General features: G+C 69.7%; 3 protein-coding genes. All 3 read left to right on the top strand.

From position 1 onward, the window contains the following. Positions 1-311: 311 nt before the first annotated feature. Genes J5T34_RS23190 through glgB form a run of 3 tightly spaced genes read left to right on the top strand, consistent with a single transcriptional unit; the run spans position 312 to position 9,370 of the window. Entirely contained in the window at positions 312-3,677 is a 3,366-nt protein-coding gene (locus tag J5T34_RS23190) for an alpha-1,4-glucan--maltose-1-phosphate maltosyltransferase (RefSeq protein WP_347880695.1), read from the top strand. After that, positions 3,674-7,093: a maltose alpha-D-glucosyltransferase gene (gene treS / locus J5T34_RS23185; RefSeq protein ID WP_208583251.1), complete on the top strand. Its 3,420-nt coding sequence runs from the start codon at positions 3,674-3,676 to the stop codon at positions 7,091-7,093. Before J5T34_RS23190 ends, treS begins: the two co-directional genes overlap by 4 nt. Positions 7,094-7,102: 9 nt before the next feature. Beyond that, positions 7,103-9,370, top strand: coding sequence for a 1,4-alpha-glucan branching protein GlgB (gene glgB / locus J5T34_RS23180; RefSeq protein WP_244259201.1), 2,268 nt, complete (start codon positions 7,103-7,105; stop codon positions 9,368-9,370). Positions 9,371-9,378: the final 8 nt, after the last annotated feature.

Raw genomic sequence — 9,378 nt, 5'->3', positions numbered from 1 at the left:
GCCTAAGCCCCCGCCTAAGCCCCGCCTAAGCCCCGCTTGAGCCGCCGCCGGAGCATCCGCCCCATCCGCCGCCCGAACCCGATCGCGCGGCACCGCTTCGGATACTTTCTGCCAGCGCGGCACTGTAGTTTTTACAGGCCACATTTCGGTGCTTGTCATTTCGGCAAGCGGCGCCCACGCCGCAATCGGGCGCCATGCCTTGCCCGGCAACGGCGCCCCCGCGAGCGCGTCAGTGGATGTCCGACGCGGCGGTATATTGGCACGCGCTTCGCATCAGTGCCCGGACTGTCCCGCTTCCGACGAGCCAATCCGTGCGCATCTGCCAGATCGATCCGAATGTTGTCCACCAGGCCAATGAAGGCACCCTCGGCGCCCTGGCCCGCGCCAAGGCGCTCGGCTTCGATCATGTGCTGCTGGCAGGCGCATCCGCGCTGCATACCCCGCCCGACACCCTGGCCGCGATGGCCGCCCACTGCCGCGCCCAGGGGCTGGCCTGCCTGCTGGAGCTGGCGCTGGACCGTTATCCCGACGGCGCCGCGCCGATCGATCCGGGCTGGCGGCACGACGGCGCGATGCCCGATCCGCGCGACACCGACAACCACCTGCCCGGCGCGCGCCTGCGCTGGCACGACGACGGCGTCGCCGCGGCGCTGGTGTCGTGGTGGACCGAACGGCTGCAGGGCCTGGCCGAACTCGATATCGCCGGCTATGTGTGCCGCGCGCCGGCCCGCGTGGCGGGGCGGCACTGGAGCAAGCTGATCGCGGCGCTGAAGGGTGGGGGCGGGGGCGCGGGCGGCAAGGCAGCCACCGACGCCCGACGGCCGCCGCTGATGCTGGCCTGGACACCCGGCACCAGCCCGGGTCAACTGGCCGACCTGGCGGACGCCGGCTTCGACGGCGCCTTCTGTTCGCTGCCGTGGTGGGATTACCGCAGCCCGTGGCTGACGGAGGAAATCGCGCGGTTGCGCCCCTTCGGCGCGGTGCTGGCGGCGCCGGCCATGCAGGCCCGCGGCCTCGATGCGCTGGCGGCCCGGCGCGCCTTGTGGACCGCCGCGGCGCTCGGCGACGGCATCCTGGTGCCGGCGGGCTTCGAATGCGGCGGCGGCGATTGCGGCGAGGACCCGCCAGGCGATCAAGGCAATCGAGGCACTCCAGGCAGCCAAGGCAATCGAGGCAATCGGCAGGACGGCAGCGATGGCGATGGCGATCCCTCGCTCAGCTACGACCTGTCGCACGAACTGATTCACGCCAACGCCTGGATCGCCGCGCGCGGCCCGGCCCCGGCGCTGGCGGTACGCCAGCTGAGCGGCGCCGATGGCGCGCTGATCGCGCTGGCGCGGCTGCCGATGCCCGCGTCCGGGGCGCCGCTGCCGCTGGCCATCGTCATCAATCCCGATGCGCAGCAGCCGGCCACGCTCGGCGCCGACCGCATCCTCAGCGCCCTGCCTCATGGCGCCGGCACGCTGCTGGCCGCCGACGGCGGCCCCGGCGGCGGCGTCGAGCCCGGCACGCTGCTCGATGCGCTGGACAACATCACGCTGGCGCCGGCCGGCGTGCAGCTGTTTCATGCCGCGCCGTCGGCGGCGCTGGCCGAGCCGGCCCGGCGCGAGGGCAAGCGCTTCGGCGCATCGGTGCGCGCCGCGCTCGAGCGCAGCGCCGCCGCAGCCGTGCAGGCGCCGCGCATCGCCATCGAGAACGTCGCGCCGGCCTGCGACAACGGCCGCTTCGCGGTGCGCCGCGTGACCGGGGAGCGCGTCGAGGTCAGCGCCGACATCTGGATGGACGGCCACGACAAGCTCGCCGCCGTGGTCTTGTGGCGCGGTCCCGGCGAGGAAAGCTGGCACGAGGCGCCGATGGCGCCGACCGTCAATGACCGCTGGGTCGGCAGCTTCGCGCTGACCGCGCTGGGCCGGCACGAATTCACCGTCGAGGCCTGGCACGACGCCTTCGCCACCTGGTGCGACGAGGTCACCAAGAAGAAGCAGGCCGGCGTCGACGTGACGCTGGAAATCGAGGAAGGCGCGCGCCTGGTCGCCAATACGCTGCGGCACGGCCGCACCGGCGAGCGCGAGGCGTCGCGCGCGCTGCGCGAAGTCGTCGCCGAACTGGAGGCGGCCGCCAGCGACGATCTGCGCCGGCTCGAGATCCTGCTGTCGCCGCAGACCCGCACGCTGATGCAGGCCGCCGATCCGCGCCATTTCTCCACGCGGCATCCGGTCGCGATGCCGGTCGAGGCCGATCGGCTGGCGGCGCGCTTTGCCAGCTGGTACGAGCTGTTTCCGCGCTCGCAGAGCAACGACGCCGAACGTCACGGCACCTTCGACGACGTGATCGAACGCCTGCCGGCGATCCGTGCGATGGGCTTCGACGTGCTGTATTTCCCGCCGATCCATCCGATCGGCAAGACCAACCGCAAGGGCCGCAACAACAGCCTGCGCGCCGCGCCCGACGATCCGGGCAGCCCGTACGCGATCGGCTCGTCCGAGGGTGGCCACGATGCGATCCATCCGCAGCTCGGCACGCTCGAGGACTTCCGCCGGCTGCGCGCGGCCAGCGCCGCGGCCGGGCTCGAGCTGGCGCTGGACTTCGCGATCCAGTGTTCGCCCGACCATCCGTGGCTGCGCGAGCATCCCGAATGGTTCGCGCACCGGCCCGACGGCTCGCTGCGCTACGCGGAGAATCCGCCGAAGAAGTACGAGGACATCGTCAACGTCGATTTCTACGCCAAGGGCGCCGCCGCGCCCGCACTGTGGATCGCGCTGCGCGACGTGGTGATGTTCTGGGTCAGCGAGGGCGTGCGCATCTTCCGCGTCGACAATCCGCACACCAAGCCGCTGCCGTTCTGGGAGTGGATGATCGCCAACGTGCGGGAACGCCATCCCGACACCATCTTCCTGGCCGAGGCGTTCACCCGGCCGAAGATGATGGCGCGGCTGGCCAAGCTCGGCTTCAGCCAGTCGTACACCTACTTCACCTGGCGCAACCACAAGCGCGAGCTGATCGAGTACATGACGGAGCTGACGCGCACGCCGCTGCGCGAATTCTTCCGCCCGCACTTCTTCGTCAACACGCCGGACATCAACCCCTACTTCCTTCACGATTCGGGACGGCCGGGCTTCCTGATCCGCGCCGCGCTCGCCACGCTGCTGTCCGGGCTGTGGGGCATGTACAACGGCTTCGAGCTGTGCGAGGGCACGCCGCTGGTGGTCAATGGCGTGAGCAAGGAGGAGTATCTGGATTCGGAGAAATACCAGCTGCGCGCCTGGGACTGGCACCGGCCGGGCAATATCGTTGCCGAGATCACGCGGCTGAACCAGATCCGCGCCAGCCATCCCGCGCTGCAGAACCATCTTGGCCTGCGCTTCCTGCACGCCAGCGACGATGCGGTGCTGTATTTCGCGCGCTATGTGCCCACCTCGCACGATCCGGACGCGGGCTTCGGCGACGACGTGCTGCTGGTGGCGATCAACCTGGATCCGCGCGCGGTGCGCGAGGCCGATATCGAACTGCCGCTGTGGGAATGGGGCCTGCCCGACCACGGCGCACTGGCTGCCGAGGACCTGATGCACGGCCATCGTTTCCTGTGGCAAGGCAAACATCAACGCATCCGGCTCGATCCGCATGCCCTGCCGTTCGCCCTCTGGCACGTCAAGCCACGGCGCGAGGAGTCTGCATGAAGCGCCTCTCCGAACGCGGCAGCACCGCGCTGCTCAACGCCGACCCGCTCTGGTACAAGGACGCGGTCATCTACCAGCTGCACATCAAGTCGTTCTACGACGCCAATGGCGACGGCGTGGGCGATTTCGCCGGCCTGCTGGCCAAGCTCGACTACCTGGTCAGCCTCGGCGTCGACACGATCTGGCTGCTGCCGTTCTATCCGTCGCCGCGCCGCGACGATGGCTACGACATCGCCGACTATCGCAACGTCCATCCCGAATACGGCACGCTGGCGGACGCGCGGCGCTTCATCGCGGCCGCCCATGCGCGCGGGCTGCGCGTGATCACCGAGCTGGTGATCAACCACACCTCGGATCAGCATCCCTGGTTCCAGCGCGCCCGCCATGCCAAGCGGGGTTCGGCCGCGCGCAACTACTACGTCTGGTCCGACACCGACCAGGCCTACAGCGGCACGCGCATCATCTTCTGCGACACCGAGAAGTCGAACTGGAGCTGGGACCCGGTTGCCGGGGCGTATTTCTGGCACCGCTTCTATTCGCACCAGCCGGACCTGAACTTCGACAATCCGCTGGTGCTGCGCGACGTGCTGTCGGTGATGCGGTTCTGGCTCGATATGGGCATCGACGGCCTGCGGCTCGATGCGGTGCCGTATCTGGTCGAGCGCGAAGGCACCAGCAACGAGAACCTGCCCGAGACGCATGCGGTGATCCGCCAGATCCGCAAGCATCTGGACGACCACTATCAGGGCCGGCTGCTGCTGGCGGAGGCCAATATGTGGCCCGAGGACGCCCAGCAGTACTTCGGCGGCGCGCCGGCCACTGGCGAGCGGCCGGCGCACGGCGACGAATGCCATATGGCCTTCCACTTCCCGCTGATGCCGCGCATGTACATGGCGATCGCGCGGGAGGACCGCTTCCCGATCACCGACATCATCCGGCAGACGCCGGAGATTCCGCCGAACTGCCAGTGGGCGATCTTCCTGCGCAATCACGATGAGCTGACGCTGGAGATGGTGACCAGCAGCGAGCGCGACTATCTGTGGGAGGTCTATGCCTCGGACCGCCGCGCGCGCATCAATCTGGGCATCCGCCGCCGGCTGGCGCCGCTGATGGAACGCGACCGCCGCCGCATCGAGCTGATGAACAGCCTGCTGTTCTCGATGCCGGGCACGCCGGTGATCTACTACGGCGACGAGATCGGCATGGGCGACAACATCCATCTGGGCGACCGCGACGGCGTGCGCACGCCGATGCAGTGGTCGCCGGACCGCAACGGCGGCTTCTCGCATGCCGATCCGGAACGGCTGGTGCTGCCGCCGCTGCAGGGCCCGCTGTACGGCTACGAGGCGGTCAATGTCGAGGCGCAGTCGCGCGACACCCATTCGCTGCTCAACTGGATGCGCCGCATGCTGGCGCTGCGGCGGCAGCACCGCGCTTTCGGCCGCGGCAGCTTCCGTTTCCTGTTTCCAGGCAACCGGAAGATCCTCGCCTATCTGCGCGAATACGAGGGCGAGCACATTCTTTGCGTGGCCAATCTGTCGCGTGCGCCGCAAGCAGTCGAACTGGACCTGTCCGAGTTCGAGGGCCGAGTGCCGGTCGAGATGCTCGGCGCCACGCCGTTCCCGGCAATCGGCCAGTTGACCTATCTGCTGACGCTGCCGCCCTATGGCTTTTACTGGTTCGTGCTATCCACCGAGGCGCAGCCGCCGTCCTGGCACGTCGACGCTCCGCAGCAGATGCCCGAGCTGATCACGCTGATCATGCAAAACACCACGCAAGCCGACCTGACCGAAGCGTCGCGTCGCATTCTGTCCAACGAGGTGCTGCCGGACTACATCAGCCGGCGGCGCTGGTTCGGCGCCAAGAGCGAGAAGATCCAGGGCGTCACGATTTCCTATGCCGTTCCGTTCGGCGCCGCCGTGCCGGGCGAGGCGCTCTACCTGTCGGAGGTCGAAGTCGCGCTGCAGGGACGCAAGGAGTGCTACCAGCTGCCGGTCAGCGTGCTGTGGGACCACGACGCTCCCGGCGCGAGCGTGCCGCAACTGGCCCACGGGCTGGCGATGGCGCGCGTGCGCCGCGGCAGCCGGGTCGGCCTGGCCACCGACGGCTTCGTGGTCGAGCGCTTCGCCCGCGAGGTCGTCACCGCCCTGCGCGCCGGCGCGCATATGGCCTCGCCGCGCGGGGAGATCCACTTCCGCGGCGCGCCGGGATTGGCGGCGCTTACGCTGGAGAACGACCCGATCCAGTGGATGTCGGCCGAGCAGTCCAACAGCTCGCTGTCGTTCAACAACTCAGCGGTGCTCAAGCTGGTGCGGCGCGTTTCCGGCGGCATCCATCCGGAGGCCGAGATGACGCGCTACCTGACCGAGCAGGGCTATGCCAATGCCGCCGCGATGCTGGGCGAGGTGGTGCGGACCGACGCCGACGGCACCCCCCATACGCTGATGCTGCTGCAGGGCTACATCCTGAACCAGGGCGACGGCTGGAACTGGACGCTGGACTACATCGGCCGCGCGATCGACGACGCGCTGCCGCTGGAAAACGGCGACGACGAGTTCGCCGAGGCGATGCACGGCTTCGCCGCCATGGCCACGACGCTGGGCCGGCGCCTGGCCGAGCTGCACGCGGTGCTGGCGCGGCCGAGCGACGACGAGGCCTTCACGCCCGTGCCGGCCGACGAGGCCCAGGTCCGCGAGTGGACCGACGACGCGATGGCCGCGCTGAACACCGCGCTGCAGCTGATGAGCGCGGGCGCCGGCCAGCCGCCGCAGGGCGCGATCGGCGAGCGCTACCGCGCGGACGTGCAGGCGGTACTCGACAGCCGCGAACGCCTGCCCGAGCTGGTCGCCTCGCTCGCCGCCGCGGCGCCGGGCAGCCTGCAGACCCGCATTCACGGCGACCTGCATCTGGGCCAGGTGCTGATCGCGCAGAGCGACACCTACATCATCGACTTCGAGGGCGAGCCTGGGCTGCCGCTGGCCTATCGCCGCCGCAAGACCTCGCCGCTGCGCGACGTGGCGGGCATCCTGCGCTCGTTCGACTATGCCGCCGCCACGGTCGGCACCGACCGCAGCGAGCGCACCCATTCGGCGCTACCGCCGGCGCAGGCCGAGCGGCGCGAAGGCTTGCTCGAGCGCTTCCGCCAGACCGCCGCCGACGCCTTCCTTGGCGGCTATCGCGAAATCGCCGACACCGCGCTGCACCCGTGGGTCGGCGCGGACCAGATGCAGCCGCTGCTCGACCTGTTCCTGCTCGAGCGCGCCGCCTACGAGGTCAAGTACGAGGCCGACAACCGGGTCGCCTGGATCGATCTGCCGGTCCACGGGCTGGCGCGGCTGATCCGCACGCTGACGGGCACGCCCGCCGGCACGGCCGCGGCGCCGCCGGCGTCGCCGCCGCCCGCTCCTCACGTCTGAGACGCAATCATGGCCACTACGACTTTTTCCGGCCCCGCGTCGACGCGGGGCCAGCACGGGCAATCCGAGCACACCGCCGCGCAGTACGACGCCCTGCTGGGCGCGCGGCATGCCGATCCGTTTTCGCTGCTCGGCCCGCACCGCGAGGGCGACCGCATGGTGGTGCGCGCCTGCCTGCCCGGCGCGCAGTCGGTCGCGCTGACCGACAACTTCGGCAACGCGATCGGACCGATGCAATGCATCCACGCCGGCGGCATCTACGCCGGCACGCTGCCGGACAAGCTCGGGCGGCGCGACTACCGGCTCGATATCACCTGGGGCGACGGCACCCGCCAGCTGGGCGCCGACCCCTATTGCTTCGATCTGCTGCTGGGCGAACTGGACCTGCACCTGATCGGCGAGGGCCGGCATTTCGAACTGGGGCGCTGCCTCGGCGCGCAATGGATGACGATCGACGGCATCGAGGGCGTGCGCTTCGCGGTGTGGGCGCCCAATGCCAGCCGGGTCTCGGTGATCGGCGACTTCAACGGCTGGCATCCGGCGCGCCATCCGATGCGGCTGCGCTACGGCGTCGGCGTCTGGGAGCTGTTCGTGCCGGCGGGTCTCGGCGTGCAGCCGGGCAGCCGCTACAAGTTCGACCTGAGCGACGCGCACGGCCATCCGCTGCCCGACAAGGCCGATCCGCTGGCGCTGGCCACCGAACTGCCGCCGGGCACCGCCTCGGTGGTCACGCAGGCCGGCGTGTCGGCGCCGCCGTTCGGCTGGACCGACCAGGCCTGGATGAGCCGCCGCGCCAGCCAGGATCCGTACTCGACGCCGATGTCGATCTATGAGATTCATGCCGGCTCCTGGCTGCGCGAAGTCAACGATCCCTCCCGCGGCTGGGAGATCCTGGCCGAGCGGCTGATTCCCTATGTGCGCGACCTGGGCTTTACCCATATCGAGCTGCTGCCGATCACCGAGCATCCGTTCGGCGGCTCCTGGGGTTACCAGCCGCTGTCGCTGTTCGCGCCCACCGCGCGCTTCGGGCCGCCGCAGGCCTTCGCCGCCTTCGTCGACCGCTGCCACGAGGCCGGCATCGGCGTGATCCTCGACTGGGTGCCGGCGCACTTCCCGACCGATCCGCACGGCCTCGCGGAATTCGATGGCACCGCGCTGTACGAGCACCAGGACCCACGCGAAGGCTTCCATCAGGACTGGAACACGCTGATCTACAACCTCGGCCGCAACGAGGTGCGCGGCTTCCTGCTGGCCAGCGCGCTGCACTGGCTGCGCGAGTTCCATATCGACGGGCTGCGCGTCGACGCGGTCGCCTCGATGCTGTATCGCGATTACAGCCGCAAGGCCGGCCAGTGGGTGCCGAACCGCTTCGGCGGGCGCGAGAATCTGGAGGCGGTGTCCTTCCTGCGGGAACTGAACACGGTGGTGCGCGAGCGCTGCCATGGCGCGATGACGATCGCCGAGGAATCGACCGCCTGGCCGGGCGTGACCGCGCCGGTCGACAGCGGCGGGCTGGGCTTCACCTTCAAGTGGAACATGGGGTGGATGCACGACACGCTGCGCTATCTGTCGCACGATCCGGTGCACCGCGCCTGGCATCACCAGGACATGACGTTCGGCATGGTCTACGCGTGGTCCGAAGCGTTCGTGCTGCCGCTGTCGCACGACGAGGTGGTGCACGGCAAGGGCTCGCTGATCAACAAGGCGCCGGGCGACCACTGGCAGAAGCTGGCCAACCTGCGCGCGTACTACGGCTTCATGTGGACCCACCCGGGCAAGAAGCTGCTGTTCATGGGCGGCGAGCTGGCGCAGTGGCTCGAATGGAATCACGAGAGCCAGCTCGACTGGGCGCTGCTGGACCACCCCAATCACCGCGGCATGCAGATGCTGGTGCGGGACCTGAACCGCGCCTATCGCGAGCTGCCCGCGCTGCACGCCTGCGACCATCATCCCGGGGGCTTCAGCTGGGTGATCGGCGACGACAGCCATAACAGCGTGTTCGCCTACCTGCGCCGCGCCGCGCCGGACAGCGACGACGTGGTGCTGGTGGTGGTCAACATGACGCCGTTGCCGCGGCCGGGCTACCGGCTCGGGGTGCCCCATGCCGGGCGCTGGCAGGAGATCATCAATACCGATGCCGCCTGCTACGGCGGCAGCAACGTCGGCAACGGCGGCGAGCTCCTTGCGGAGCCGGTGCCGTCGCACGGTCTGCCCGCCTCGCTGTCGCTGACGCTGCCGCCGCTGGCGATGCTGCTACTGCGCCATCTGCCCGACTAGGAGGGTCC

The organism is Cupriavidus gilardii, from assembly GCF_017598945.1.
Lineage (GTDB): Bacteria > Pseudomonadota > Gammaproteobacteria > Burkholderiales > Burkholderiaceae > Cupriavidus > Cupriavidus gilardii_E.
The sequence above is the reverse complement of the archived record's forward strand: the minus strand, read 5'-3'. Positions and strand labels throughout refer to the sequence as shown.